This window comes from Bacteroidia bacterium (assembly GCA_025056095.1).
GTDB lineage: Bacteria > Bacteroidota > Bacteroidia > JANWVE01 > JANWVE01 > JANWVE01.
Genome location: JANWVW010000351.1, coordinates 1 through 1130, shown reverse-complemented (window position 1 = coordinate 1130; position 1130 = coordinate 1). Strand labels below are relative to the sequence as shown.

The window sequence follows — 1130 nt, the reverse complement described above, 5'->3', positions numbered from 1 at the left end:
CGATAGCGTAGCCCGTAGCACGCCGACCTTGCCCACACCAGCGCAAGCGAAGTGTGGGCAAGGGCACGCCCAAAAAATAATACTTAATTCAAAATGTTTTGAGAATCCTTTGCACTCTACGAGCTGCACTACATCTTGACAATTTTCTTAACAGTAGTTTGATGCGACTCTTGAATTCGTAAATAGTAAATCCCCGCAGGTAGTGATTGAATGCTAATGCTGTGAGTATAAGCTCCTGCCCACTGAACGTCTTCATTTTGTGTCAATACTATTTGTCCATTTGTGTTGAGTAGTGTGTACTGCACTTTGCCTATTGCGTTAAAATTAGCCTGAACAGATAGAGAAGATTGCGCAGGAATTGGATAGACTATTAAGCTTGTATTTTCGGCAATGCTTATCTCTACAATGTTAGAGAAGCGGTTTTGTCCATCTTTGTTATGTTGTACCACACGATAGAATGTTCTTGAATAAGGGCTGTAATGGGAATATGTGTATTCTTTGCTTTGAGTAGATTGAATTTTGTCAGGTAAAGCATAGAAATGGCTGCCATCAGGGCTATACTCAACAGTGTAGAACTGAACATTTTGGGGATTTTCAACTTTCCAAGTGAGAAGATTCTGCCCATTTTTATGAATACCTTGTAAGTTAAGTGCTGTATTAGGTAAAGTGGGATTGTAGAGTATTTCAAAGTCGTCAATAGCTGCACCTGAACCTACAACAACGCGATCTGTCTTGAACACAAAGCGAAAACATACATACGGAGTGCCTGCCAAAAAAGACACGTCTTGAGATACAAAAGAGTAAGTAGACTGCGTACCACTGAAAAAAGCTGTTCCCGCTGGAAATATTTGGCTTGTTGCAGCAGTGGTATTATACCAACCAGTTGCTACTGTATTGTTAAGCTGTGTCCAAGACAAACCTTTGTTAGTAGAATACTCTACGATATATCCATCATATTGAGGTTCTGTGTGAAATTTAGTATAGAATTGCAAGGTATAAGTTCCTGCACCTGAAAAATCAAAGGCAGGTGAATACAAAATAGTGTAATCATGATTGTTGTAATTAGCCGCAGTCAAACCTGTAACCCATGCATTACTAGCACTGACAAAGCCATTTTTGCCTGGAATGGT

General features: G+C 39.9%; 1 protein-coding gene. It reads right to left on the bottom strand.

Translation table 11 applies throughout. From position 1 onward, the window contains the following. Positions 1–128: 128 nt before the first annotated feature. The coding region (locus NZ519_13980; protein MCS7029861.1) for a T9SS type A sorting domain-containing protein at positions 129–1130 on the bottom strand (1002 nt) is incomplete at its 5' end.